The sequence below is a fragment of the Photobacterium salinisoli genome, from assembly GCF_003614885.1.
Taxonomy (GTDB): Bacteria; Pseudomonadota; Gammaproteobacteria; order Enterobacterales; family Vibrionaceae; genus Photobacterium; species Photobacterium salinisoli.
Window position 1 is genome coordinate 600,019 of record NZ_QZMS01000007.1, and the last position, 25,408, is coordinate 625,426.

Below are 25,408 nucleotides of genomic sequence, written 5' to 3' on the forward strand. Positions count from 1 at the left end.
TGCTGGTGGTGAGCTTGACACCGTTTGAGATTATCCCGCCTTCTTATCAGCGATTTGCGTTGCGTCTAAGTGCTCGTACAGAAAATGTGTGATTGAACTCACAGAGTATTTACTTAGCCTGCTAACTATATTATATTGCTTAGCAGGCTAAGTAATTTGGTAAAGTACCATGATTCAAGATATGAACATTCTTCGCGATCTCCCGTTAGCTGAGCAACTCAGCCGCGTTTCCCGTTTATGGAAGATGGTGGCAGACCGTGAACTGGCCCCTTTGGGTCTCACTCATCCGCGCTGGACAGCGTTGTGGAAACTGCAGCGACTGGGCGATAACGTCAGTCAGAAAACATTGGCAGAAGCGCTGGAAATTGAACTGGCCTCGCTGATGCGCACTTTAAAGCAGCTTGAAGAGCAATCGCTGGTCACACGCCGTTGCTGCGACAGCGATAAGCGCGCCCGGATTGTCAGCCTGACGGAAGAAGGGCGGCAACTGCTTACCCTGATGGAAGCGCGCATCATGCAGGTGCGCAAACAACTGCTATCGAATATTAGCAGTCAGGAATTACAGAAGCTGGGCTTGATTCTGGAGCAGATTGCCCACAATGCGCTGGATTCTCTGAACACAGAACACAATAACGATCCTAAGGAGAAGTAAACATTTATGACACCTGATCAAAAATTTGCCCGCTGGATTAAATACGCCTGTTTCGCATTTGTGCTGGTCTTTGCCTATTTTTTGATGGCCGACTTGGCTATGCCTTTGACCCCACAAGCGATGGCGACCCGGGTGGTGACCAAAGTCGCTCCCCGAGTGAGTGGCCCGGTCACCGAAATACATGTGCATAATAATCAGGCCGTCCATCAGGGCGATGTGCTGTTTGTTATCGACCCGGCTCCCTATCAACTGGCTGTCGAACAAGCTCGCCTGAATCTGGAAAAAGTGATCCAGAATAACAGCCAGCTCGATGCGTCTATTCTGGCCGCAAAGGCAGAAGTTGCGGCGAATGAAGCCATTTTGCAACAAAAAACACGCGAAGCGCATCGCCTGAGCACGCTGTTTCATCGTAACGGCACCTCACAACAACTGCGTGATGATGCCCAGAGTGCCGCTGTCGCAGCCAAAGCGAATTTGTCTGCCTCGCAAGCGCGCCTGAAAGAGCTGGAGGTCAGCCGGGGTGAAATCAGCGATAAAAATCTGAGCATTCGGGTAGCGAAAAATCAGCTGCAACAGGCAGAACTGAATCTGTCCTATACCCGGGTTGAAGCCAAACGAGACGGTGTGATCACCAACCTGCAGCTGGAGCAGGGCGCATACGCATCTGCCGGTAATCCGCTGGTGGCGCTGGTATCAACGGATGTCGACATTATTGCCGATTTCCGCGAGAAGAGCCTGCGACATTTCAGTAACGACAGCCAGGCGCTGGTTGCTTTCGACAGTCAGCCGGGGCAGGTCTTCACTGCACGTATCAGCAGTTTGGATGCAGGTGTCAGTGCCGGTCAGTTTGATGCAAATGGGCGTCTTGCCACGCCGACAGAGTCTAACCGATGGGTACGGGATGCCCAGCGGATGCGTCTTCACCTGAACATTGAAGGCGGAGCGCCGCAACACTTACCCGCCGGTGCGCGTGCCACGGTACAGCTGGTGCCGGACAGTGGCCTGTTTGCCTGGATGGCTAAAGCTCAGATTAAATTCCTCAGTGCGCTGCACTACATTTACTAAGCCGGAGGTGCCATGAAATTATGGGATCACCCGATGTCGGAAAACGATTTCCGTCAGTGTCTGCGGATTGCCACCGGTGCCACGCTCGGTTTTGCCATCAGTAAGATTTTCGGTTGGAACTACGGCGTCTTTTTTACTGTTACCCCCATGCTGCTGCTGGGTATGGTGCCTGTCATGAGTGCACATGCCGCGCGTCAGCTGTTGGCTGCGGCGATAGTGTGCGGGTTGGAAGTGGGGATACTGGGCGGGTTCTTTGGCGGGCATCCGGGCATGATGACTCTGATTGCTTTCGTGCTTTTTCTGTACAAATTTGCCTGTATGTCCAAAGGGACGCTTTTCCTGTTCGGGGCGAACAGCGTACTCAGCCTGAGCATTATGCTGCACTTTGCCAGTTATCCGAGTTCAGATTTGAATGATCTGATATTCAGTAATCTGCTGGCCAATGTGCTGTCGGTGGTGATTGCTTACCTGATGACGTTTTTGATCCCTGATGCCGAACCCCGTCAGCCGCCAGCGCGTCCCAGCGAGCCGAAAGGGTCCCACCGGATGCGCCATGAAGCGCTGATGGGGGCCAGTATTGCTACCATGTCGTTTCTGGTTTTCCAGATCTTTGATCTCAATGATTCGATGTCGGCTCAGGCAACCACTTTGTTACTGCTATTTCCGATGAACTGGAATGGCGCCTTGGGTTATGCCCGTAAACGGGCGATGGGCACAATCATGGGGGTCGCCTTTGGTATGGCAGGGCAGTTGTTATTGTACGACTGGTCCGGGATGCTGGTATTGATTATTCCCTTGCTCTGGATAGGCGCCATGCTGTTCAGCTATATGCATGTTAAGGAGTCGAGTGGTTCAGGCGCCGGTTTTGGCGGGCTGACAACCCTGGGGATTTTGTACGGGCAGTATCTGACCCCGGGCAATGATCTGGTGTTCAGTGCGCTCTACCGGGTGAGCAGTATCTTCTTCGCGATAGTGACTACTTTGCTGGTAACCTACCTGATTCACCGCTTACTGAACAGCTTTGAAGCCACACGTTTCAGCCCGGCTCAGTAGTGGAGGGGAATGTAATAGGAATTAGCCGGTACTTTCATGCCAGCGCGTGCTGCCTCACTTACTTCAACCTTATTCCTCTCAATGGTATGCTTTCTGACACATATAAAGTGGATGGGTGGGGATTCAATATGTATGCCTTTAATGAGTCAGTCTGGATAGCAGATGGTAATGCGGTGCCGTTTTTTACTCTGCCATACACAACCCGTATGACAGTGGTGATACTGCCTGACGGAAAATTGTGGGTGCATAGTCCGATTGAGCTGACCACAGAGTTGGCGGAAGCGGTCAATGCCTTGGGGGAGGTGAGTTATTTAATCGCGCCAAATCATTTACATCACCTGTTTGTTGCTCAGTGGCAGCAGGCTTATCCCAATGCAACCACGTTCGGGACGAAAGAAGTGATTCACAAGCGCAGTGATCTTCACTTCGACGATGAGCTTACCTCATCATCGGATTACCCTTGGCAGCCTGCTATTGAACAATTGCTGTTTACCGGCTCGAAAGCGATGCAGGAATGTGTTTTTTTTCATCCGGAAACACGCACGCTGATACTGACTGATCTGATAGAAAATTTTCCAGCCGATTCTTTTAAACCCTGGCAAAGGGTGATCGCTAAAAGTGCAGGAGTGATGGCGCCTAGCGGCAAAACCCCTCTCGACTGGCGTTTATCCTTTTATCTGAACAAGCCAGAGGCCCGGCGTCACATTGAGCACATACTGAGCTGGGAACCGCAGACCATAGTGCTGGCGCACGGGGAACTGATCACACAGGATGCTGTGGCTTTTTTACGACGCGCGTTTTCCTGGCTTAAACCCGGCTCATAGCCTGAGTACAACCGCACCTTTCTATGAGCGCTGTCACATATTGTTATGATACATGCTTCTCAGGCATATGATTTCAATTTTCTTTGATTTCAGATAACTAATAGGACGATACCCTGCTGCAAAATAAGCGCTTTGTTGCTTATTTTGGCAGGGACATCACGTGAAACTTGGAAATATATCAATAAAAATTAAGCTGCAGCTGCTGGTGGTTATCGCCGCTGGGATTATTGTATCTGTCTGTATTTACAATCTGGCGCAGCAGCGCAGCGCTTCATTCAGTGAGCGTGAGGATAAGCTGCGTGCACAGGTCGAAACCGCGCAAGGTATCATTGCGTTTTTTGCCGCTCAGGCATCGGAATTAGGCACAGAGCAGGCGAAAAGTATGGCACTGAAGGCCATCGGACAGCTCAGGTATGATGGTGATAACTATTTCTGGATTACCAACCCAGGGCAGCAAGTCATAATCCATCCGTTAAAGCCGGAATTGAGCGGGGCTGATGCTTCCACGATCCGGGATGGTTCGGGCAAGTATCACTGGCGTGAAATGGCGAATATCGCAACCACAACAGGCCAGGGTTTTCTGGATTATACCTGGCGGGCACCGGATGGCCGGCTGCACGAAAAAATATCCTACGTGATGTATGTGCCTGAATGGGAATGGATAGTCGGCTCGGGTGTGCTGGTATCGGATATCGACGATGTTTTCTACAGCAACCTGACCCAGGCATCGGCTTTTGCTGCCATTGCAGTGATTATTCTGGCATTGATTGGGTACTTGCTGGCACATGATATTGTCACACCGCTCAATGCGCTGGTCGAAAAGGTTCATGTTATTGCAGATGGTGATCTGAAAGTCAGGCTGAATAAAAACCGTAAAGATGAAATTGGTGAAATGGGGCGGGAAGTCGACCGCATGCTGGATAAACTGCAGGCGGCGCTCAAAATAGCCAGTCAGTCTGCAGAGCAATCGCGCGAGATGGCTGGCCGTATTGCCAGTGCCAGTGAAGAAACGGCAACCAGCGTCGAATCTCAGCACGTTCAGCTTGAACAATTGTCGGCGGCGATGAATGAAATGTCTGCAACCATTAACGATGTCGCTCAAAATGCAGAAAGTACCTCTGAGGCGACCGTTCATGTTGCCGGGCAGGCACAGCAAAGCAGTGTCAGTATGAAAGCCACCAGTGACAATATTCAGTCGGTGGCCGAAAACATCACTCAGGCTGACAGCTTCGTCAATGAACTGTTACAGGGAGTGAAAGATATTCACGCTGTGGTAAACGTGATTCAGGATGTCTCGGAACAGACCAATCTGCTGGCATTGAATGCCGCTATTGAAGCGGCCAGAGCCGGTGAGATGGGACGTGGATTTGCCGTGGTTGCCGATGAAGTCAGAAATCTTGCCAGTCGCACTCAGCAGTCGACCTCTGAGGTAAAAGCCAGTATCGACAGACTGACCAGCATTGCCGAGCAGTCGAGTAAAACCATGCAATCGAGCCATTTTCAGGCGGCAAGTTGTGTGGATATTGCGCTGGAGACCCGAAGCACGTTTGAAAATATGGTGTCTGATTTGAATCAGACCACTGACAGGGTGGTGCTGATAGCCGCCGCAGCGGAACAGCAGGGCTTAGTGGCTAATGAAATGAATGAAAATGTCAGCAGTATTCATCTGTCCGCTAATGTAATGAAAGAGTCGTCCATGAATCTTGCTCAGGAAAGTCAGGCAATGGCGCAAGCCTCTGAATTACTTAACCAGCACCTTGCTTACTTTAAGGTGTAGCGCTGTAAGGATTCAAACAGGCAATGCGCCTGCCTGCTTGAATCCGTTATTCTTCAACGGACGTATTCGCTTGTAGGCGTGCCTGTATGTCGCTCTGCTCTTTCATTTTTTCCATGAAGATCGCCGGAGGGAGGGGCTTATCGTAAAGATAGCCCTGGAAGAACTGAATGTTATGTTGTTTGAGGTAAGCTTCCTGTGTTGTGTTTTCCACGCCTTCCGCTACTACATCTATGTCCAGTCTGTTTGCCAGATCAACAACGTTATCGACAATGTGGCTCGGCATGTCGACCGAACCAATCAGTTGTGTAAAGCTCTTATCAATTTTAATGATGTCGATGTTGAACTGGTTGATATACGCCAGTGAAGAATGACCGGTGCCGAAGTCATCCAGCGCAATTTGCACCCCCAGATTGTGTAGTTTCTCGAACAGGAGAGCAGCGTTGCCTGTGTCTTTAATGAACTCTCTTTCTGTCAGTTCGGCAACCAGTTTGACTTTTCCTTCCGGAAAAGCAGAAATAAAACTCAGACAGTCCTGATAGAAAAGCAGGTTATTACATTGAGCCGGGCTGATATTAATGGCTAAGTGAAAGCCGTCGGGCAGATAGCTCTGATTGTTGTGCAGATAAGATTTGACACAGGACAACAACTGAGTGGTCATCACATTAATGAGGCCCGTGTCTTCAGCCAGAGGAATAAACAAGTCAGGCATGATAAAACCCTGACTCGGGTGGTGCCAGCGGATTAATATTTCCGCGCCACAAATTCTGCCATGAGCGTTCACTATAGGTTGAAGGTAAGGCAAAAACTCATTTTCATCTACGGCTCGCTGTAACTCCTCCTGAAGTGAGCGCGGGCGTTTGAGCTGGCGGTAACCATTTACGCTAATGATAAAGGCAAAAATGGCACACAAGAACATCGCAATGTATAAATGCGACAGCATGTAATCCAGATACATTTTCTGGCTAATCCGGGACGAAATAATGAACTCATTATCCCGGGAATCCAAGGCAACTAATGTGCCGTCTTTTGTCGCAGGGTAAAGTGTAGAATATGCCACGCTTTGCTTATTGTTTAATGTTATTGTTAACGGGATATTCTGACCGATCGTCTTGAGCGTTTTTTTTATGTAGTGAACATCAATGCTCGCGATTGCATATTTGTCGCCAACTTTTTCACTGAGGAAAAGAATTTTTTCATTTGGATTGAAATAATTATGTGTGGTCAGAAATAGCCGGTAATCGACGGAAATACGGGTGTTCGCATTCTTTTTTAACCGCCGGTTAAACAGTGATGAGCAATAAATGTAATCATTCTTCACTAAATTAATGGTGCGAATGTTTGGGCTGAGCACGGAAATACGTTTTAATTCTTCTGCTGTGTCAGGATTACAGGTGGTGCTGAGCAATGGAGTGGCCTTATTAACGGCAGTATGGGCCTCATCAATGGTGTTTTGAAAAAGTGCACTGGCAATGTTGGCCTTTTCTTCAACAAGGTTTTCCAAACTACCTCTGGCATGCAGGTAGATGGCGCCCAAGCCGAAAGCTAAGACGCAGAGCCCCAGTAAGACTGCCAGCAGAAAATGTCTGTACCGAGTGGCAAAACGAAAAAGGAACCAGTTTTTACAGGTTAAAGTCATGTGAATACTAATAATGAAGAAGTAAACATGGTTACTCTGCGATTGTTGTGTTTTTGCACTTATTATGACTTCTTTTAGACGGCAACATGAATGTTACAGCATTCTGATAACCTTTTAAATCTTGGTTGCATTGCAACCGTATCGGTGGGTTGATGTACATCAACGAATGCGGTGCTTTCACTGTTGAATCTGTTAGGTGTAGTAAGCACGGTCAGATTCGTTCAACAGAAATCTGTTGTTGCGCAAAGGCTAACTGACACTGATTTTTGCCGTTTTTCTTCGCACAGTACATGGCCTGATCTGCATGTTTCAGCAAAGATTCGCGGGTTGTGCCGTGTGACGGATACATTGAAACCCCTATGCTGACACCAAGCTGGAGCGGTTTGTTTGCCAGCATGAAAGGACGGCTGAACATGGCGAGTATTTTGTCTGCCAGCATTGTTGCTGTATCGGTGGTTGCAATATTTTCCAGTACCAGAATAAATTCATCGCCCCCGATTCTGGCCACAGTATCGGTTTCTCTCAGTGAATTCACCAGCCTGAGCGATACGGCTTTCAGCAGCTTGTCACCGGCATCATGACCATAGGTATCATTGACGTCTTTAAATCCGTCCAGATCGACAAACATCAATGCCAGATTGGTACTGTTACGTTGACAACGCTGGATGGCACTGTCAATTTTTTCCTGGGCGTAGCGAAGAGTGGGCAGATTGGTCAGCGCATCATGATTGGCCATGTGTCTCAGTTGAGCTTCAGTCTGACTGTGTTGTTTTAGTTCATCGCGTAATCGGGTTATCCAGAAGCCAAGTACAAGAATAATTACCAGCAAGACGGCAGGCCAGCGATAAATATCTGTGAAATTATGATTCTCTATCAGGGTGAATTGCGTCCATTTTCTGGAAATCTGACGATGCTCTTCAGGAGTAATAGATTGTACTGCCAGATTCATCAGCGTGAGCAATTCGGGCTTGTCTATCCTGACCCCGACAGCAATAGGCAGTGAGAAGTCGAGCTTGGCAATGATCTTTTTACGAAAGACATCCTCTTTCAGTTCATCTACCAGTGAATCTAACGGGGCGACAAAGGCGTACACTTCCCCGGTATTTAACAGGTGCATGGCTTGCAAAGGCGTTGCAGCATAGACTTGCTGAATATCCGGGTGGGAGGCTTGTAATCTGGTCATGACGGCAGTGTTCTCCGGCCCGGCAATTGCCTTTCCGGCCAATTCATCCAAAGACCTCAGCATGGGTTTATCGGGTTTGGCAACCAGGACATTATGAATCAGATAATAAGGGGAGGTAAACGACAGGTATTTTTCCCGTTCCGGTGTTTGGCTGATAGCCGGAATGAAATCGCAGTGTCCTTGCTGAAGGGCTGATAACGACTCCGTCCAGCTATTGGTGAAATAAGGGTGGAAAGTGACACCCAGATAAGCCTCAATTAGGTGCAGATAATCAGCAAAAATGCCTTTGTGTTGCGCTTGTTCATGGTAATCATACGGACGCCAGGACGGATTAAAACAGTAGTACACTTCCTGTGAAACCAGTTCAGTTGCCCATAGTTCATAATCTGCTAAGGGTTGTCTCAAAGGATCCTGATGAGAGGCACTTGCGATTACCGGTGTAAATCCAGCCAATAATACTAAAAGCTTGAGAAACTGATTTCTCATTGCTCCTCCCTGAGAACTGCAATCTATACCACTGTTTTAGAGAAAATGAATGTAACGATTTGTTTGATTTTTGACCAGGCTCCCACAAGTCTAATTCAGGAAAAAAATTAAGCAGGTCGAAATGACAAAAATTTAATCTTCTGCACAAAGTTTGATTCTCACCGTTTATTGATTAAAAGGTAAATTCAGAAAGATCATTGCATTAAGTGAAATAGGTTTTGTATTGAAAGGGTGAATTTCATTTATGAACATTAATTATGCAACTGGGTTTTGTGCGCTTGTGTTAATTGTGTAAAGTAGCGGGCTGATGAAAAAGCCAAAGAATAATGACTGGAGTAAGCATGATAATCAGAAAAGTGGCATTAAATGATGCTGAAAAGCTGGTGGCACTGTTTCATTTGCTCGATACGGAGACAGATTTCATGTTGTTTGAACCCGGAGAGCGTCAGCTGACGATAGAGCAGCAAAGAGAGCAATTGCCGGAATGGGTGGATTCCAATAAGCAGACTATGTTCGTCGCTGAAGATGCAGCCGGTGAATTGGTCGGCTTTATTGTCGGGGTGGGTGGCAAAATGAACCGTATCAGGCATTCGCTTTACTGCGCTATTGGCCTTCGAAAAAGCGCTCAGGGTAAGGGGGTTGGCCGGCAACTGATGACGTCGTTAGAATCGTGGGCTTCCCAACATACTTTTCACCGTATTGAGCTGACCGTGATGGCACATAACGCACCCGCTCGTCAGCTTTATACGTCTGCCGGGTTTGCAGAGGAAGGGATCAGACGAGATGCCATGCGGGTGAATGGGCAGTATGTTGATGAAATTTATATGGCCAAATTGCTGGATGCAAATTATCAGGAGTGATCACATGGCTGTGATCGCCAAACAAACACAGGCAGATAACCAATGATTGAAATACTAAAGAGAGATGTTTGTCAGCTGCAGACAGAAAGGCTCATCATCAGGCAATGGCAAGAGGAAGACCACGCGCCGTTTGCCGCCATGTGTTCAGACCCGCACGTGATGCGGTATTTTCCTGCAACCCTGAGTGAAGACGAAAGCGTTCAGCTTGCACACAAAGCCACATCATTGATTAAGGATAATGGCTGGGGCTTTTGGGCTGTAGAAAGAAAGGATACCGGTCAATTTATTGGCCTTACCGGTTTGCATTATCAGGACCTTGATATCCCTAACACCCCGTTTATTGAAATTGGCTGGCGACTGGCTGCCGATCAATGGGGGAAAGGGTTTGCACCTGAAGCAGCACAATGTGCCCTGCGTTATGCGTTTGACGAGCTGCAGGCACCTGCCGTTTATGCGTTTACCACCTTAACCAATCAGCCTTCCCGGCGAGTGATGCAGAAGCTGGGCATGTCTGATTGTCAGCAAAATTTTATGCATCCTAAATTGCCGCATGATCACTCACTGGCTGAGCATTGCCTGTACCGAATTACACGACAAGAGTGGCTGCGGTTGAATAAAGGCTGATGGGGACTAACTGTGTCGCGCTTTGCGCGACCACATTGAACGCTATTTTCTTCGTCACATCTGATTGAATTTCAGTACTTCTTTTCCACATAGTCTACGCTTTTTTAGGTACGGTCAGCGTGTCAGTAACCCATTTTGCTTGCCGTCCGATTTTGCCGGAAAACACTAAGAAGGAAGAGGCGCATGGGATTCATCGCATTTCTGTATCTCCTCATCGGGCTGGTGCTGTTTGGGGGCGGCCTGTGGCTGATCTCTCTGGGCGGCAGTTGGTATTTTGCCATTGCAGGTGTGGTGTTTTTGCTGGTTGCTGTAAAAGTCAGAACCAAGCGGGGTAACGCACAGATCCTGTACGGCTTGTTTTTGCTGGCATCGCTGATCTGGTCATTGTGGGAGTCCGGTTACGACTGGTGGCCATTGGCAAGCAGGATGGGGCTGCTGCTGGTATTGGGTATCCCCCTGCTGTTTTCTTTCCGACTGATGGGGCGAACCAGAATCAGCCGTCTGACCGCGTACTGGTGGTTAGTTGCACTGGTCACGCTGGGCAGCCTGTTCAATGACACCCACACACTCGAAGGTCAGCTCAACACTTCCACTATCGTTCAGACACCCAAACTGGGGCAGGTGCCAGCAGAGGATTGGTACAGTTATGGCCGGAGTAATCTGGGGCAGCGTTACTCGCCGCTGGAGGCTATTACGCCGCAGAATGTGCGTCATTTAGAGCAAGCCTGGCAGTACCAAACCGATGATGTGAAAAGAAAAGGGGATATTGGCGAGTTCACCTATGAGGCGACGCCTTTGAAAATCGGCAATATCCTGTATTTGTGTACTCCCCACAACTGGCTGGTGGCACTGGATGCCGACAGCGGCGAACAGCGCTGGGTGTATAACGCCAAGGTTGGTGAGGACAATCAGCGTCAGCACCAGACTTGCCGCGGGGTGTCTTATCTTGCGCCTCAGGCGGGCGAGCCGGCCATGATTTCGCAGCCCGGTTCCGGTGCGGCAGAAACATTAGCCAGTATTGATTGCGATGCACAGCTTTTTTTACCGACCTCAGATGCCAGGCTGATAGCGCTGGATCCGGCCACCGGGGCACGCTGTAAAAACTTTGCTGAGGATGGGGTGCTGGACTTATTGCACAATATGCCCTTTCCCAAGTCCGGTTATTATTATTCCACATCTCCCCCTGTGGTCGCGAAAGGGGTCGTCGTCGTGGCTGGCTCAGTCAATGATAACTATGACATCAACTCGCCATCCGGGGTTATCCGTGCCTACGATGTAAAAACCGGGGCGCTGAAGTGGAATTGGGATTCGGCCAATCCAACGGAGACTAAACCGATTGCCAAAGACAAACTGTATGCGACCAGTTCGCCAAACAGTTGGTCTGTCGCCAGTGCAGACGAAGCGCTGGGCCTGATTTACATCCCCATGGGTAACCGTACTCCTGACCAACTGGGCATGTATCGCACACCAGAGGAAGAGAAATACGCCTCTTCGGTAGTGGCATTACGCCTGGATAATGGGCAGCCTGCCTGGGTACAGCAGTTTGTTCATCATGATTTGTGGGATATGGATACCCCGGCACAACCCAGCCTGCTTGATATTCAGACGGACAGTGGTCTGGTGCCCGGGCTGGTTGTCCCGACGAAACAGGGTGATGTTTATGTACTGAACCGCCAGACCGGCGAGCCCATTCATCCGATTACCGAAGTCGCCGCACCACAGGGAACGATTGACGGTGATTTTGCTTCTCCGACGCAGCCTGAATCGGCACTGAATTTTAATCCGCTGCCGCTGGAAGAGAAAGACATGTGGGGCGCCACGCTGATTGATCAGCTCTACTGCCGTATTCAGTTTCGTCAGCTGCGTTATGAAGGGCGTTATACGCCGCCCTCAGAGCAGGGCACTATCGTCTTTCCCGGTAACTTCGGTGTCTTTAACTGGGGTGGAATAGCCGTGGATCCAGAGCGGCAGGTCATGTTCGGTATGCCGCTCTATCTGGCGTTTACATCCACCTTAATTAAGAAAGACAGCAGTGCCTCGCTGGGCGAAGTGAACGTGGGAGAGCATGGTGTGAATGCCAACGAAGGCGCTGATTACGCCGTCAGCCTGAAACCTTTCTTATCACCTTTGGGCGTGCCTTGTCAGCAACCGCCCTGGGGCTATGTGGCCGGTGCCGATCTGAGCCAGGGTAAAGTGGTCTACAAGCATAAAAACGGGACCATTCGCGATCTGACCCCCTTGCCACTGCCCATTGAAATGGGCGTTCCCGGCATAGGCGGGCCAATCATTACTAAAGGCGGTGTTGTCTTTATGGCTGCCGCAGTCGATAACTATCTGCGTGCCTATGATCTCAGTGACGGCGAAGAAATATGGAAAGCCCGTCTGCCCGCGGGTGGACAGGCCACGCCTATGACGTACCTTAACAGCCAGGGCGAACAGATGGTGGTGATTGTGGCCGGAGGCCATGGTTCAATCGGCACCGCCCTTGGCGACTATGTTGTTGCCTTTAAGCTGAAAAAATAGCGGAAACCATGATGTCTTTTGTGGTGACTGGCGCGGAACTCTCCGGCGCACTGGCGGCATTCAGCGCCAGCCTGTTTTGCGGCGCTGCCTGTTATATCAGTATTGCTGAGCATCCTGCGAGGCTGGAATGTGGCGCAGAAATAGCGGCAACTGAATTCAGTCCCAGTTATCGCCGTGCCGCCAGAATGCAATTCAGTCTGGCGTTATGCTCGGCATTTGCTGCGGTGACAGCGGCGGCTTTAGGCAGTTCGATGCTGTGGTTATTGGGCGGAGCGCTGATAGCTGCGGTGATACCCTTTACTTACCTGATGATTATGCCGCTGAATAAACAGCTTCAGTCACCGGCACTCAAAAAGCAGTCCAGCACAACCTACATGTTGTTAGCGCACTGGGGGAGGCTGCACGCAATAAGATCCGCCATGAGCCTGCTGGCCAGTCTGGTTTATTATGCGGCTCTGATACTGGATTAGCGGCGCCGGTGTTTATTCGGCCTCTGAACGGAGCCGGATCAAAGATAGTAGATTATTAGCCGGTCGAGACCACTTCCCAGGTACCGTCTGGTAGTTTGCAGGCGGTGCCGACTGCGGTTTCTGTTGTCTCGTTTATTGTCACCATTTGCTGAAATTCCCTGCAATAGCGACCACTGGTTGTTGTCCCTTCCCGCGTTGCTTTTACCGAACCAGAAGCCGCACCATCCTGCCATTGTACGGGACGGCCCACAGGCGATGTAGTGGCCGTTATTTGCGCCTGTTCATGGCGTCGTTGCTGATGTTCATTCAATTGGTCGAGCAATTCGAAATGAATCGCCGTGAATCCCAGCCAGTGGCTGGCTTCCTGGGCCGTTCTGTATTGTCCGTAGCCATCGTACCAGCTGCCGTAAGGCCGGGTGACCCGAATACTGTTAACCACATAATAACGGTTCGGCGGGACAGCAGTATTGCTCTTGTTCTGTTTGGCCAGGTAGTCGTCGATGTCGACATAATGGCGGCTGTCCATCACACCCTTTTTTAACTCTTCTTTGGTGATACGCCCTGTGCGCTTTTCGATATTTACCTGTGGCGAGTAGATGGGTTGCTGACTACTGAGCAGCGCCAGTTTTTTGCCGGCCGAAAATGAAGTTTCGGCGGCCTGAGTGCCGGACGTTACTAAAATCAGAGAGGACAGCAGTAAGGATGAGCCTGACAACATAAAAGAGACTGTTCGATGCATTGTCGAATACTCCATATCTAATGGCTGTGCATTGAATGACCGGATGCCTCCTGCTTTTGTGTCTATACTCCCTTATTTAATCAGTATAGGCAGCGTATTCATAGGCTTGTGGATTCCATGTCCTGGGTCTAAAAATCGATACTTCTTCGGGCAGAATAGTCAGCGAAGTCTATTCTTGACGATATCAGTGACAATGAATTCTGATGCGTTTGATATTGAATCCTCGGCGCTTGTGTATTGTATTTTTATATGTAACTGGTAGCTTATCTTTCTTTGAGCAGACGGTATGCTGCCCTGACTCACTATAGTTGAGTGATCCCTCATGAGTTATCAGTTACAGCTACTGAGTCGGGTGCAGTTAACAGAACAAGGGAATGTATGCACACTGAATATTCTGAAAGCGAAAACGTGATTCGCCGTTTACATCAAATTACCCAGTCCTACGATAAAGGTTTTGATTTCCAGATTCATGCGCTTATTCAGCTGGGACTGGAGCGATTCGATCTGGATATCGGTATTCTTGCCCAGGTAGAAGGCGATACGTACACCATACGTTATTGTATTTGCCCGGAATATATGCCCCTTATGCCAGGTAATCAGTTTGAATTTGGCATGACCTACTGCGCTGTCACTTGCGAGTCGGACGGTGTCGTTGCCGTTGAGCATGTCGGTAACAGCGATATACTGGGGAGCCATCCTGCCTACCGGCATTTTGGACTTGAATCCTATATTGCTATTCCTATCCACGTGGGCGGAGTGACCTGGGGAACGCTGAACTTTTCCAGCCCGGCTCCTTATCCCCGTGCATTCAAAGACATTGATATCGATTCTCTTCAACTGATGGCGAGTTGGATAGAAGTTGAGATGGTACGGCGAATGCAGGAAAACCAATTACGTGAACTGAACGTAAAACTCAAGCAAATGGCCTCGACAGATCCGCTGACCAAGCTGATGAACCGTCGTGCTTTCACGGAAAAACTGTTGCGGTCGGTTAATCATTTTCGCCGCAGCAAACAACCACAGGAAGCCGCCTTACTATTGGTTGATATAGATTATTTTAAGGAACTGAACGATACCTACGGCCATTTGCTTGGTGACAAAGTATTGATTGAGTTTGCCAAAGTGCTCACAGAGAACCTGAGAAGCTACGATATTGGGGCCAGATACGGCGGTAAGGTTTTTGTCATTTGGCTGGTCGATACAGAAAGATCAGGCATTGAAGTGGTGTGTGATCGCTTAATGAGCGGGCTGGATAATCTCGCGCTGGTGGATGAAAAACTGACGGCCAGCGTAGGTATCTGTCATGTGAAAACCCGGCAGGTTGATGAAAATGCCCTGTCGCAGTTTGTCAAACCGGCGCAGATTATGGATGCCATGGTAGCCAGAGCCGATCAGGCACTTTGTCAGGCTAAAGCGAATGGCAGAGCGAAAACTGTGTTTTGCAGCGAAGAGCCAGTGTATCTGGATACCTTAAGTTAATGCACCGGTCTTTAATCTCAACGGGAAGGCGTCGGTCGGCTAAGTCATGGTAAAACTGGATAATGGATTGAAAATGTGGCTGGATGCCTACAATCAGGGGTTAGCGCAACTGCGGCAAGCTGGCTATGTGGCAACGGTTGAAGCTATACGGGACGGGCTGTCGAGCCTGACCGCGACGTGTGTGACTGACTCGCCAGACATAGCCAGGGTGCTCGATACCCACGCCAGTCAGCAGTCGCAGACTGTTCCTGTCCGTATTTATCATCCCGCACCTGACAGGCCGTTGCCTGTCATTGTTTTTCTGCACGGCGGCGGCCACATGGCTGGCAGCGTGGCTGTGTATGATCCCATCTGTCGTAAACTGTCAAAAGCCACGCAACATATTGTGGTGTCGGTTGATTATCGTTTGGCGCCTGAGTCGCCGTATCCCAAGGGTTTATCAGATGCCAGAATGGTGATCGGGCAACTCTGGCCTTTGCTTGAAAAACATAAGTTAGCGTATTTATCGACACTGACACTGGTGGGGGATTCTGGGGGCGGCGCTATGGCGGCAACACTGAGCGCTGACTATCAGTATGATCCGGACGTTAACATACACAATCAGGTGCTGATTTACCCCAGCCTGGATTACACAATGAGTCAGCCTTCGGTCACAGAAAACGGCAAAGGGCTGTTTCTTCAGCAGGATAAAATGCAGTGGTATTTTGATCAGTATTTTCAGCATGGCGAAGACAGGCAGGCCGCCTCGCCTTTGTTTATGGCTAAGAGCGAGAAAATGCCCCGAACGCTGATGATCACGGCTGAATTCTGCCCGTTAAGGGATGAAGGTGTGGCTTACGTGCAGCAATTGTCAGCGCTGGGAATCCCTACCGAACATTTTCATCTTGATGACATGATCCACGCCTACCTTAATCTTGAATCGCTCGTGCCGATGCAGTGTCGTGCCACTTATCAGAAAATTGCAGAGTTTTTAATAACATCGGGTGATAACTAACTCTTTGCACCTTTGTCTCTTTGCACAATAAGGACCCAGTATGTTCGAAATCGTGATTCGCTATTTCCACTTTATCGGCATTTTTGCACTGTTCTCGGTACTGGTGGTTGAGCATATGCTGATCAAACGCCGCCTGACAGCCGAGGAAATGCATCGTTTGGCAAGGTGGGATGCTATCTATGGTATATCAGCCGTGGTTGTACTTCTGGCCGGGCTGGCAATGTGGTTTCTGGTGGGCAAACCTGCCGATTTTTACACCGCCAATCCGGTCTTTCATGCCAAAGTGACTTTGTTTCTGATAGTGGCCGCCTTGTCGGTTTTTCCGACCGTTTTCTTTTACAGGCACAGACGTACAACCCGTGAAACCATTCCTGTTCCGCCTGTCATTGTTATTCTTATCCGTCTGGAGTTACTTCTGCTGCTTGTGATTCCCTTGCTGGCTGTGCTGATGGCACGAGGTGTCGGACTTGGCTGATGCACAGCGGATACCGCTTGACGAAAGAGCGCGAGGCTTTGTGATGGGCTCAGATTTCTCTCTCAAAACTGCCTGAAACTCAGTATGTTGCAAAATCGCATCTAAGCTTAATGTAAGGGCCGAACCGTACTTGTTGTGCGGCGCTGCTCTGCTGGTTTAGCAAGGGGGGTGAGGCTGATGATGGAAGCGCGAGCAGTAAAAACCGTGGCCGATGCAATAGCGATTATCGAGGAGCGTGGGTTGACCCATGTCAAAGTCGGGCTGTTTGATAATGACGGTATCATGCGCGGCAAATACATGTCCAAAGCCAAGTTTGTGGCATCGCTGGAGAAGGGGTTTTCTTTTTGTGACGTGGTGCTGGGCTGGGATGCAAAAGATCAGCTCTATGACAACACTCAGTATACGGGCTGGCATACCGGGTATCCGGATGCCCCGGTGCGTATTCTGCCGCATACTTGCCGTGATGTGCTGGATGAAGAGGGGATGCTGCTTTTTATTGCTGAATTTACCGGTACGGCCGAAGCCGTGTGCCCACGCGGGGTGTTACGACGAGTGCTGGCAAAAGCGGATGCACTGGGATTTGAAGTCAATGCTGCACTGGAATATGAATTCTTTTTGTTTCGCGAAACACCGCATTCTGCTCGGGAGAAAGGCTTCCGTAACCTGCAAACGGTAACGCCGGACTGGTTTGGCTATTCAATGATCCGCAACTCAGTCTACAGCGAGCTGTATCACGACATTCTGGCCATGGGGCAGACTATGGACTTCCCCATAGAGGGAATTCATTCTGAAACAGGTCCGGGTGTGATTGAAGCGGCCATTGCGGTTGATCAGGCAGAAGCCGCCGCAGACAAAGCGGCGCTCTTTAAAACCTACATGAAAGTGCTGGCGCAGCGGCGGGATTTGCTGGCGACCTTCATGGCGAAATGGTCAATGGACTATCCGGGCCAAAGCGGCCATATTCATGTATCTCTCCAGCATAAAAACGGACAATCTGCTTTTTATGATGCCAGCAAAACACAGGGGATGAGCACAATCCAACGGCAGTTTCTGGCGGGCCAGCAACGTTTGATGCCCGATTTTTTGTGTATGATTGCGCCAACAATCAACAGTTATACCCGGATGGTGCCCGGTTTCTGGGCGCCGACACACGCAACATGGGGCATTGAAAACCGCACGACAGCTCTGAGAGTGATACCGGGAAATGAGAAATCTCAGCGCATTGAATATCGGCTGGGCGCGGCAGATGCCAATCCTTACCTCGCACTGGCAGCGGCTGTGGCCTCAGGTTTGTACGGCATCATGAACCAATGGCAGCCATTGGATGCGGTGGCAGGCAATGCCTATGATCAGCCGCAACCGCCAGAGCTGGCACTGCCCGCCACTTTGTGGGAGGCAGCACAGCGTTTCAGAGCCTCCGATGCTGCCCGTTCCCTGCTGGGAGAAGAGTTTGTTGAGCACTTTGCCGCTACACGCGAGTGGGAAGAGCGCGAATTCAGAAAGCAGGTCACGGACTGGGAGCTTGCCCGGTATTTCGAAATCATTTAATTGGCGATGGTACAGACTGGGAGAGACAAGGATGCGATTAGGTGTGCTCTTGTGTGACGATGTGGCGGCTGAGCTACAGGTCGCGCACGGTAACTATCGGGACATGTTTTCCGCTCTGTTTAATGATTATTCAAAACATATCACCCTGGTGTTCTACCGTGTGATTGACGGTGAATACCCCAAAGACCCTGATGAGTGCGATGCTTACATTACATCGGGTAGTCAATTCGGCGCCAATGATGGCTTTGTCTGGATTGGACATTTACTGGCCTTCATTGAAAAACTGTATGAAGAGAAAAAGCCTTTTGTGGGGATCTGTTTTGGTCATCAGCTGATGGCAAAGGCACTGGGTGGTGAAGTGGTGACATCCGGCAGAGGCTGGGGAATAGGTGTCAACAGCTATGCGGTTAAGAAAAAAATCGACTGGATGAAAGGTGCCGGATCAACAGTCTCTCTTGTGGTCAGCCATCAGGATCAGATCAGTCAGCTACCTCCTGAGGCTGAAGTGCTGTCAGGCAGTGATTTTTGCCCTTATGCCATGATTCGGATAAATACCTATTTTCTCGGTATACAGGGACATCCTGAGTTCACTAAAAACTATGTGAAAGATCTGATGACAGCCCGGCAGCCGCTTTACTCCGCTGAAGCTTATGAAAAAGGCATCAACTCGTTATCGCAACCGGTTGATGACAAGCTGGTGGTGTCCTGGATTGTGCGTTTTCTTGATACAGCCCTGACCAATAGCCAGACATAAAACCAGAAGAAAAAGAGCAGGCTCAGCGTATGAGCCTGCTGTCTATCCCCTGATATGTTGACGATCAGGCAGTTTGCAGCGCCATACGTTGTTGCAGTAAACGATAGCAATACACGCTTGCCAGCAGAACACCGCCGCCAGCCGCCATCGTGACGGTGAATCCGGCACGAATTCCCATCTCGTCTATGACCCAGCCAGTGAGTGCTGCACCGGCGGCAATCCCGATTCCCAGGCCAGTGATCATCCAGGTAAATCCTTCGGTCAGCTTTGACTCAGGCACAATCTTTTCAACAAGGCCCATAGTTACAATCATGGTCGGTGCGAAGAAAATGCCCGCGACGAAAACGGAGACGGACAGCGTCAGCACATCGTAAACAAACAGCAGCGGGAGTGTGGCTGCCGCAGTGGCGATGGAAGCCAGTAACAATTGTTTCGGCAAAGTGAGGTTCAGACGCAGTGCGCCAAACACCAGCCCGGAAATACAGGAACCTGCCGCGTAGGCCGACAAGACAAAACTGGCCGCAACAGGCACACCCTGCTGTTTGGCAAAGGCAACACTGAGCACATCAACAGTACCGACTATGGTGCCCAAAGCTATCAGTGTCAGCAGCAGCATTTTCATGGTGAGAGGTTCAAGTGCAGATTCTTGCTGATGATCCGTTTGTTCTGATACCGGAGGTTCGGTTTTTTTCTGCAAGCTGAACAATGATATGCCAACAGCCAGCATTAGAGCTGCCGCAAGCGGTCCGGCGATGGGTGACACAGCAACACTGAGACCGACGGCGATAGGAGGCCCAACAATGAAACAGACTTCATCAAGCACAGACTCGAGTGAGTAAGCCGTATGCAGGGCAGGCTGACCTTTGTAGATCTGTGTCCAGCGCGCTCTGACCATGGCCGGCATGCTGGGCATAAACCCGGCCAGTACCGCAAACAGAAAGAGTGTCCAGTCGGGTGCTCCGAAGTGAATGCAGACCAAAAGCAGCAGCATACCCAGCACACTGATCGCTGCAGCAGGTGGCAAGATGCGGCCCTGACCATAGCGGTCTGTCAGACGGGAAATCTGTGGAGCAATCAAGGCGGTTGAGAGTGTGAACGTGGCGGCAACCGCACCGGCCAGCCAGTAAGAGCCGGAGAGCTGGGAAATCATAGTGATTATCCCAATACCCGCCATGGATATGGGCAGGCGGGCAATCAGCCCTGTCAGGGAAAAAGCCAATGTTCCCGGGGCGTGAAACAGTGCTTTATAAGGATTTGCCATGAATATCTCCAGTCAGTCATTAAGAATATGCCCATGCGTGCTTATGGCAGATGGGGTGCATAAGAAACTAATTGACATACGCGGTGTATGTCAACTATAAATGAACTTGTTTTCATATTTTCGGAACATTAACTCGCATGAACAGAGCAATCACGATGGAACAGACAAGGCTTGCCTTGCTGCAGCATGCCCGTGTGTGGTTCGGTACAGTTGGCTTTGCCGACACTGTAATGGATGAGTTGACTGGCCGAGCGGGGTTAACCCGTGGTGCGTTGTATCATCACTTCGGCAGTAAGAAAGGCTTGTTTTTTGCCGTGTACCAGCAATTGGATCAGGAGATGGATAGCAGACTGCAGGCGATCTCTGCCAGCGCCCCGGACAGTTGGAGTGCATTTTCAGGGCGCTGTCATGCCTACCTGAAGATGGCGACTGAGCCGGATATTCAACGGATTATGATCAGGGATGCGTCATCGGTGCTTGATAGCGAACAGATTCAGGCTGTCCGCATGAGCTGCGTTGACGCGATTGCCGACTTACTGACGCAATTAGTCGGGGATAAAATCATCCCTGACACCTCATCACCTGTGATGCTTGCCAGGCTGATCAACGGGGCATTGCTGGACACCGCGCGTTATATTGCAGACAGCGAGGACAGCGCGGTGGCATTGAATGAAGCTGCCCAAGCGCTGGATGTGATGTTAAATGGTCTGAGGCGTTAAGGTTAAGGTGTGCCTGCTGCCAGCCCCCGCTTTTACTTAAATTCAAAGCGGGGGACATAGCCTGCGTGCTACAAGAATGACAATTTTATATTGGACAGCAGATCACAAAGTGACGATGTCACTTTTCGTTTGGTGTCAGAGCCTGTCCAGTTCTGCCGTATATAGCACCTTGGTTGGTAATCCGGACGGTGAGCCGCCGAGTGGTTCTTCGCTGACCGCCAGCATCTGAATGTTCAGTTGATCAAAGCGGGTATTTTTTGCCAGTACCAGCTCGCCTTCTTTTGGCAACAGGCCAAGAGAAACCGGGTTCGGCTCATTGGCGGCCACTGCCCACAGCTCGTAATCTTTGTCGGCCAGTCCCTGGAACGAAGAGCCTGCCCGGACAGTGATATCACGCGAATGGACTTCTATCAGCCAGTATGAAGAAGCATCTTCCCCTTTAACAACAGCCACATGCTGGACCGGTCCGGGTGCGACGGGGATCTGGCTTTCCCGCCAGAGCAGAACAGCAAGCAGAAGCGAAGCCGCTGTGGTAATACCCGTCAGCATAGGCCACAAACGGGACAGTCCGCTTTTGAGCACATGATGGCCGGTCTCTTTGGCTGTGTTCTCATCAAAACCGAGTCGCTGGCTGATCGTTTGCCAGACAGCAGCACTTGGCTCGACAGGACTAATCCGATGGTTAATGTCGTTGAGATGCTGTTCCCACTGCCAGGTTGCTTCACGGATGCGGGTAGATTGCATCATCAGGGTTTGAAAGCGTTGCCGGGCCGGGCCGCGTAATGTCCCCAGTACGTACTCGGCGGCCAGCATATCGATTAATGTCTGGTTGTTATAGTTCATGGCGTCAGACACCTTTGTAGTTGTTGTAACCCTCGGCGAATCCAGCTTTTGATGGTTCCCAGCGGTTTATCCAGGTAGTGGACCACTTCCTGATGGCTCAGCCCGTTAAAGTAAGCCAGATGAATCGCCTGTTGGTGCTCCTGGGGCAGTTCATCAATGCACTGGCTTAATTTGTGTCCGGCGTCGAGATCGGTAAACCTGTCATCACTTGCTTCCAGTGATGCTGGTTCACCGGTTATAGCGTCTTCTTTTCTGACTTTCTGGTAACGCAATATATCCAGGGCCCGGTATCTGGCGATGCTGATCATCCAGGTAAGGACACTGCCTTTATGGTGCTGATAATCTGCCGCGTTATGCCAGATTTTCACATAAGCATCCTGTATCGCTTCTTCGGCCAGCGCCCGGTTCCCCAGCATTTTCAGGCATACAGCCAGCAGTTTGCCGCTGGTTTGCTGATACAGCCTGGCAAAGGCCTGCCTGTCGCCCAGTGCCGTAGCGCTGATGAGTTTGAGATGATCGTCCTGATCCATGTCTGTCCTTGTACTGTGATGAAGAAATACGTTAAGAAACTGATTTATCAGCTTGTTTCAACGTTAGCAGCCACAAAAGTATTCGCCAGTTCCATAACGTCTGTTTGATATACCGTCCACAAATTCAGAAACGTTCTATGGACCACTGGACAGCCACCAGGGCAATACATGCTGAGCCTGCTGGCATAAACCAGCGCTGATAGCGCCATTGATGTCTGACAAGCATCAACACAGGTAAAGCAAGCAGCAGTATCGACAACTGTCCGAGTTCGACCCCTAAATTGAACGCCACAACCGCCAGCAACGTATGGCTTGCCGGCAACCCCAGTTCGCCCAGTACAGACGCGAACCCCATGCCGTGCAATAAACCAAAACCAAAGGTCACCCAGCCCAGTTTGGTGATCAGCGGAAAGATATTATTCAGGGCGGCAAAAACGACAGACACAGCAATCAAGAACTCGACCCAGCGGCTCGATGGCAACCAGTTAAGCGCTGTTGCTGTCAGCGTAATAGAGTGGGCAAGGGTAAAGGCTGTGATAATCCAGGTAGTGCTGATCAGTATCGATTTTGGACTGTCGATGCCCTTCCATTGTTGTTTATCGCGATACAGCACACAAGTCAGGAGTAAGGCCAGCAGAAACAGGATATGGTCGGTACCGATCAGGATATGGACGACCCCCTGATACAGGTATTCACGTGCCGTTTCGCCAATGGAAGACGCTTGAATATTGACTGCCAGCGAGCGGTGACTGGTATCCAGGATTCTGTTGATGCTTTGCTCAGACTGAGCAATATTTACGATCAGCTTATGGCCGGTATTGATGTCGAACATAGCCTGATAGGACAGATTCAGTCCGGCAGCCGACGAACAATTGACCTCTAACGGCAGCCACAGATAGAGCTGGTTGGCGTGTGATTCCAGCATCATGTTGCCAGCGACCACCATATCGCAACGACGTCCGTCCTGATCGAAGATCAGCTGGCTCAGTAACTGTGCTTGGATTGCAGCCTGCTGGTTCGTGATTTCACGCCAGGCAAGGTTGCCGTCCTGATTGGCGTCCAGAACAATTCCCTTATCGGCCATCAGTGCATACAGATCTGACAGTTGTAATTGCCAGTTACCGCTCAGCGTGGCGTTTTCATCTTGCTCTAAGGTCAGGTATGCAGTGCTTAACTGGTGTGCGCGTGCCGTAAATGCAGTGGCAAGCAGTGCAAAAAGGATAACGAGAGTTCGCATAATAGGGTGTCCTTATAAGCTTCATGCTTGCTGATTAAAAGCCTGCTCAGCATCTATCAGCAATTGTCGGTCTGATAACAGGCGGTTTTGCTGCCAGTTGATTTTGGCCCAGAACAGCGCCTTGTCAGGGCGATCACCGAGCAGCAGGTAATAGCTCGCCAGTAAACCGGCATGGGTCGTATCCTGTCGTTGTTCACGCAGGGTGATCCGGTTCAGGCAACGAACCTGCCAGTGTTGAAATCTCCCTGTCATCTGTTCTGCAAGGGCCAGTTTCAGCAGTAGATTGTCATCAGTAGCCCCTGAACGGGAGACAACGTCTGCCAGGGTGGTGAGTACAGCCTGAGGGTTATCCTGAGCCAGTTGAGCCTCTGCCCATAAACTCAGATAGCTGATCGGTCGCTGGCTGTCAGCAGGCAGGCTGAGATGCGCCAGGGCTTCTTCCGGACGGTTAAGCGCCAGTGCCATGCCCGCCAGGATTTGCATGAGCCAGACAGATTCTTCCTGATGTTGTGACGGATAACGCGTGGCAACTGACTGAAGTTCACTATAGCTCTGGACGCGGTTGTCTTCGGTTTTCGCTTGCTGAAAGCTGTTGTCCAGTGCGCAGGCCGCCGCTACGAGCATCGAAGACCGGCCAATAAGCTGCAGGCACGATTGCCTGGCTTGCGTGAATTTACCCTGGATAGTCTGCACGCTGGCCAGCAGTAATCGTGCACTGGCATCATCGGGTTGCTGTGCCAGTAAACGTTTTAGCGTTTGCTCGGCACCTTTGAAATCATGCTGGTGCTGCTGAATCCTGGCCCAGAGGTAGAGGGCCTCTGGGGAGGCGTTCGTATTCAGATGTGGCTGTATCAGAGCATCGGCCAGGCTGAAACCATCAATAGTGCCGGACGGACGCTGCGCGTTGTCAATTAAGGTGCGTATGTCTTCCAGCGTCGCTGACTGGACAGCCAGTTCCGGTACCATCAGCAAAGCGGCATCCTGATTGTCAGGCAGGTAAGGCTTTGCAAACACGGATACACTGCATAACGCGGCAATACCGATCATCAGTGCAGGAAAAGAATGTGTATTCATGGGACGATTTCCTTAAAAAGTGGCCATCCCTGGCCGATCGAACACAACGCAAAGGTGGCCTGGCAGCAGGCCACAGCAGGTAACCTTATTCCATCAGCAGATCGTCATAAAAATCCGGACTGCTTACGTCGTTACTGACAGAGCGCCCGCGCAGACTTTTCGGTGTACTGTTTAACGGGGCATTGAATACCTCTCGGCTGAACGAGGCAAAGCTGACCTGGAGTACCTCAATCGTGATAGAGACTTGTGCACTGACAGGCTCGTTGTTTCCGTCACTGACCGTGTAGCTAAACTGGTCGTTCCCTGTTATCCCGCTGGCCGGGGTATAGGTGACGGTGCCGCCTGGTGTGATCACGACTGTACCCTGACCCGGCGCATTGCCGAGCGCAAAGCGAAGGGTGTCGCCATCTTTGTCTGTGGCTTTAAGCGAGCCGGTTATTGGGGTATCGGTTTGTGTTGTCAGACTCAGCGGCATTGCAACCGGGGCGGCATTTGTCCCCCCGGGTGCATCCTGACCGGAATCTGAACTGCCGTTACAGCCCGCCAGGATCACGGCTGACAGCAGCAAGGTAGTGCGAATAGATCGAGTCATTGTGCTGCTC

The 25,408-nt window shown here is 50.4% G+C and carries 24 protein-coding genes; 15 read left to right on the forward strand and 9 right to left on the reverse strand.

Translation table 11 applies throughout. The annotated features are described in order from the left end of the window. Nucleotides 1-169: 169 nt before the first annotated feature. The 5 genes from slyA (at nt 170) to D6M16_RS03450 (ending at nt 5,371) form a co-directional block, all read left to right on the forward strand. On the forward strand, nt 170-652 hold the full coding sequence (gene slyA / locus D6M16_RS03430) for a transcriptional regulator SlyA (protein ID WP_120510575.1): 483 nt from the start codon (nt 170-172) through the stop codon (nt 650-652). A 6-nt stretch (nt 653-658) separates the two neighbouring features. Next, on the forward strand, nt 659-1,717 hold the full coding sequence (locus tag D6M16_RS03435) for an HlyD family secretion protein (protein ID WP_120510576.1): 1,059 nt from the start codon (nt 659-661) through the stop codon (nt 1,715-1,717). A 12-nt stretch (nt 1,718-1,729) separates the two neighbouring features. Next, nucleotides 1,730-2,770 carry a DUF2955 domain-containing protein gene (locus D6M16_RS03440; RefSeq protein WP_120510577.1) on the forward strand — a complete coding sequence of 347 codons (1,041 nt, stop codon included), beginning with the start codon at nt 1,730-1,732 and terminating at the stop codon, nt 2,768-2,770. A 128-nt stretch (nt 2,771-2,898) separates the two neighbouring features. Then, on the forward strand, nt 2,899-3,594 hold the full coding sequence (locus D6M16_RS03445) for a DUF4336 domain-containing protein (RefSeq protein WP_120510578.1): 696 nt from the start codon (nt 2,899-2,901) through the stop codon (nt 3,592-3,594). 160 nt (nt 3,595-3,754) lie between these two features. Further along, nucleotides 3,755-5,371, forward strand: coding sequence for a methyl-accepting chemotaxis protein (locus D6M16_RS03450; RefSeq protein WP_120510579.1), 1,617 nt, complete (start codon nt 3,755-3,757; stop codon nt 5,369-5,371). 46 nt (nt 5,372-5,417) lie between these two features. On the opposite strand, the gene D6M16_RS03455 is transcribed toward D6M16_RS03450, so the two are convergent. Together D6M16_RS03455 and D6M16_RS03460 are read right to left on the reverse strand one after the other, a co-directional pair. Beyond that, nucleotides 5,418-6,872, reverse strand: a complete 1,455-nt coding sequence (locus D6M16_RS03455; protein ID WP_162940915.1) for an EAL domain-containing protein — start codon at nt 6,870-6,872, stop codon at nt 5,418-5,420. Nucleotides 6,873-7,218: 346 nt separating this feature from the next. After that, nucleotides 7,219-8,676 carry a diguanylate cyclase domain-containing protein gene (locus D6M16_RS03460; protein WP_120510581.1) on the reverse strand — a complete coding sequence of 486 codons (1,458 nt, stop codon included), beginning with the start codon at nt 8,674-8,676 and terminating at the stop codon, nt 7,219-7,221. 341 nt (nt 8,677-9,017) lie between these two features. On the opposite strand from D6M16_RS03460, the gene D6M16_RS03465 reads away from it, so the two are divergent. From D6M16_RS03465 to D6M16_RS03480, 4 genes are all read left to right on the forward strand, one after another. Then, on the forward strand, nt 9,018-9,536 hold the full coding sequence (locus tag D6M16_RS03465) for a GNAT family N-acetyltransferase (protein ID WP_205576825.1): 519 nt from the start codon (nt 9,018-9,020) through the stop codon (nt 9,534-9,536). A 42-nt stretch (nt 9,537-9,578) separates the two neighbouring features. Further along, entirely contained in the window at nt 9,579-10,160 is a 582-nt protein-coding gene (locus D6M16_RS03470) for a GNAT family N-acetyltransferase (RefSeq protein WP_120510582.1), read from the forward strand. A 183-nt stretch (nt 10,161-10,343) separates the two neighbouring features. Next, nucleotides 10,344-12,683, forward strand: coding sequence for a membrane-bound PQQ-dependent dehydrogenase, glucose/quinate/shikimate family (locus tag D6M16_RS03475; RefSeq protein ID WP_120510583.1), 2,340 nt, complete (start codon nt 10,344-10,346; stop codon nt 12,681-12,683). An 8-nt stretch (nt 12,684-12,691) separates the two neighbouring features. Beyond that, entirely contained in the window at nt 12,692-13,153 is a 462-nt protein-coding gene (locus D6M16_RS03480) for an anthrone oxygenase family protein (RefSeq protein ID WP_120510584.1), read from the forward strand. Nucleotides 13,154-13,208: 55 nt separating this feature from the next. Here D6M16_RS03480 and D6M16_RS03485 read toward each other — a convergent pair whose 3' ends face one another. Further along, nucleotides 13,209-13,892: an RT0821/Lpp0805 family surface protein gene (locus D6M16_RS03485; RefSeq protein ID WP_162940917.1), complete on the reverse strand. Its 684-nt coding sequence runs from the start codon at nt 13,890-13,892 to the stop codon at nt 13,209-13,211. A 378-nt stretch (nt 13,893-14,270) separates the two neighbouring features. Between D6M16_RS03485 and D6M16_RS03490 the strand changes: the two genes are divergently transcribed. The 5 genes from D6M16_RS03490 to D6M16_RS03510 all read left to right on the forward strand — a co-directional run bounded on the left by D6M16_RS03490 (nt 14,271) and on the right by D6M16_RS03510 (nt 19,142). Beyond that, a complete protein-coding gene (locus D6M16_RS03490; RefSeq protein WP_120510586.1) occupies nt 14,271-15,371 on the forward strand; it encodes a GGDEF domain-containing protein in 1,101 nt (366 codons plus the stop codon). Between the two features lie 46 nt (nt 15,372-15,417). Continuing rightward, the gene (locus D6M16_RS03495; protein ID WP_120510587.1) at nt 15,418-16,365 is read left to right on the forward strand and encodes an alpha/beta hydrolase; all 948 of its coding nucleotides are present in this window, start codon (nt 15,418-15,420) and stop codon (nt 16,363-16,365) included. A 40-nt stretch (nt 16,366-16,405) separates the two neighbouring features. After that, on the forward strand, nt 16,406-16,840 hold the full coding sequence (locus D6M16_RS03500; RefSeq protein WP_120510588.1) for a DUF2214 family protein: 435 nt from the start codon (nt 16,406-16,408) through the stop codon (nt 16,838-16,840). Nucleotides 16,841-17,017: 177 nt separating this feature from the next. Continuing rightward, nucleotides 17,018-18,388: a glutamine synthetase family protein gene (locus D6M16_RS03505; protein WP_240435517.1), complete on the forward strand. Its 1,371-nt coding sequence runs from the start codon at nt 17,018-17,020 to the stop codon at nt 18,386-18,388. Nucleotides 18,389-18,419: 31 nt separating this feature from the next. Further along, nucleotides 18,420-19,142 (forward strand): glutamine amidotransferase-related protein, encoded by a 723-nt coding sequence (locus D6M16_RS03510; RefSeq protein WP_120510590.1) that lies wholly within the window; start codon nt 18,420-18,422, stop codon nt 19,140-19,142. A gap of 64 nt (nt 19,143-19,206) precedes the next feature. Here the strand turns inward: D6M16_RS03510 and D6M16_RS03515 are convergent, their stop codons facing one another. Continuing rightward, nucleotides 19,207-20,403, reverse strand: coding sequence for an MFS transporter (locus tag D6M16_RS03515; RefSeq protein ID WP_120510591.1), 1,197 nt, complete (start codon nt 20,401-20,403; stop codon nt 19,207-19,209). 155 nt (nt 20,404-20,558) lie between these two features. On the opposite strand from D6M16_RS03515, the gene D6M16_RS03520 reads away from it, so the two are divergent. Next, nucleotides 20,559-21,122 (forward strand): TetR/AcrR family transcriptional regulator, encoded by a 564-nt coding sequence (locus tag D6M16_RS03520; protein WP_205576826.1) that lies wholly within the window; start codon nt 20,559-20,561, stop codon nt 21,120-21,122. 135 nt (nt 21,123-21,257) lie between these two features. Here D6M16_RS03520 and D6M16_RS03525 read toward each other — a convergent pair whose 3' ends face one another. From D6M16_RS03525 to D6M16_RS03545, 5 genes are all read right to left on the reverse strand, one after another. Beyond that, complete coding sequence (locus D6M16_RS03525; RefSeq protein WP_120510593.1) at nt 21,258-21,965, reverse strand: anti-sigma factor; 708 nt, start codon at nt 21,963-21,965, stop codon at nt 21,258-21,260. Further along, nucleotides 21,962-22,495 (reverse strand): sigma-70 family RNA polymerase sigma factor, encoded by a 534-nt coding sequence (locus tag D6M16_RS03530; RefSeq protein WP_120510594.1) that lies wholly within the window; start codon nt 22,493-22,495, stop codon nt 21,962-21,964. Before D6M16_RS03530 ends, D6M16_RS03525 begins: the two co-directional genes overlap by 4 nt. Before the next feature lie 124 nt (nt 22,496-22,619). Then, the gene (locus D6M16_RS03535; protein ID WP_120510595.1) at nt 22,620-23,732 is read right to left on the reverse strand and encodes a HupE/UreJ family protein; all 1,113 of its coding nucleotides are present in this window, start codon (nt 23,730-23,732) and stop codon (nt 22,620-22,622) included. A 21-nt stretch (nt 23,733-23,753) separates the two neighbouring features. Next, complete coding sequence (locus D6M16_RS03540; RefSeq protein ID WP_120510596.1) at nt 23,754-24,806, reverse strand: tetratricopeptide repeat protein; 1,053 nt, start codon at nt 24,804-24,806, stop codon at nt 23,754-23,756. Nucleotides 24,807-24,891: 85 nt separating this feature from the next. Then, complete coding sequence (locus tag D6M16_RS03545) at nt 24,892-25,398, reverse strand: Ig-like domain-containing protein (RefSeq protein WP_120510597.1); 507 nt, start codon at nt 25,396-25,398, stop codon at nt 24,892-24,894. Between the last annotated feature and the right edge of the window lie 10 nt (nt 25,399-25,408).